The organism is Streptococcus sp. 1055 (genome assembly GCF_013276815.1).
Taxonomy (GTDB): domain Bacteria; phylum Bacillota; class Bacilli; order Lactobacillales; family Streptococcaceae; genus Streptococcus; species Streptococcus pseudopneumoniae.
Genome location: NZ_VMLT01000009.1, coordinates 1 through 1,648 on the forward strand (window position 1 = coordinate 1; position 1,648 = coordinate 1,648).

Genomic DNA, 1,648 nt, shown 5'->3' on the forward strand with positions numbered 1-1,648 from the left:
AATAGAGTATGGCATTTATTAAAACAACAACCAACAAAGAAGGGCGTACTCATGTCTATCTTGTGGAGGGATATCGAAAAGATGGAAAAGTCAGACAGCGTATTTTGAAAAAATATGGTCTCTTAGATGAACTAGAGGTAGAGGAACCTGATATCTTAGAACGTTTGAAACGTGAGGCAAAGGAAGGTCTACTAACAGAACCTCAATTCTTTCAAGTAAGCTATGACCTACTGGCTCCTATGAATGAGGTGGATCAGTCCTATGGTTGGATGGTCTTGGATAACCTGTTTGAAGAGTTAAAACTAACCGAGTTTCTAAAGACAGTGAAATCGAAATCAGAGTACGATTTGGCTCAAGTTTTAAAACTATTAGTTTTTCAGAGAGTCCTCAATCCAGATAGTAAGTTATCTACTTATGCTTCTCAAGTAAACTTATTTGGTCATTGGGAAATAAGCCTCAACGCTATTTATCGTTCGTTAGATAAGTTGGATACCTTGAAAGAAAAACTTCTGCTTCATCTTCATAAAGAAGTGAGTCGCATGACCAAGCGTGAAGCACGTTTAGTTTTCTACGATGTAACGAACTACTACTTTGAAACAGATATCCCCGATGAGACGGTTGTTTCAGTTGATGGTGAAATTCTAAAAGAAGGACTAAGAAGGCGAGGTCCTAGTAAGGAACATCGTCCCAAACCCATTGTCCAATTAGGATTATTTATGGATACGAATGGAATTCCCATCAGTTATAAGTTATTTAGAGGAAATCAAACAGATCCTATTACCTATCTTCCAGCTGTTGAGGAAGTTAAAAAACAGTTTGGAATTGAGCGTATTGTGGTGGTGGCCGATAAGGCTATGAATAGCTCTTACAATGTTTCTGAGATGATTCATCAAAAAGATGGATGGCTCTTCTCCCAGAAGCATCGTGGACGGCGTGGCGCCTCAAAGGAGCTACAAACACAAATTCTAAATCCAAACGATTGGCAATTTAATAAGGAGTTGACCTTCGCAAAGAAGTCCTATCTACGTGAACGCAAGCTGGGAACGAAGAAGGATTCTCCACTTGTCAAAGAGAAAGTTCTGATTACTTGGTCTAAGAAATACGCTGATCGAGAACGGATTCGTCGGGAAGGTGCTTTAGAATATGCCAGCCAACTAACCAATGCGGAACTCTTTCGACAGACCAGTAAAAAAGGAGGCAAGAAATATCTAGACCTCCACTATCTGGATGAAAAAACAGGGGAACTAAAGCCTTTTTCCCCACTTGTTACCATTGACCATGAGCAGGTTGATTTTGATGCTCAGTTTGATGGTGTGAATGTTCTTGTAACAAGTGAAGTTGGAATGACAGATGAAGAGATGTTGGAGGCTTATAAAGAGTTAGCTAAGATTGAGGATTGCTTCCGCATCACGAAGACAGAGCTTGAAAGTAGACCTGTTTATGTATGGACAGAAAATCATATACAGGCACATTTTTTGACTTGTTTTATCGCTTTAATTCATCTTCGACTCCTCCAACATCAAATTAATTGGAAGATGAGTCCAAGGAGAATCGCTAATGCTCTCAACAGTGCCAAAGCAACTAGGTTACAAGATAATTACTATAGACTACAAGAAAGTCCAGATATGCAGCTACTAAATAGATTATT

Annotated in this window: 1 protein-coding gene; it reads left to right on the forward strand. The window is 39.1% G+C overall.

Annotated elements, in window-relative coordinates:
- Positions 1–8: 8 nt before the first annotated feature.
- The coding region (locus tag HT699_RS00860; RefSeq protein ID WP_172934028.1) for an IS1634 family transposase at positions 9–1,648 on the forward strand (1,640 nt) is incomplete at its 3' end.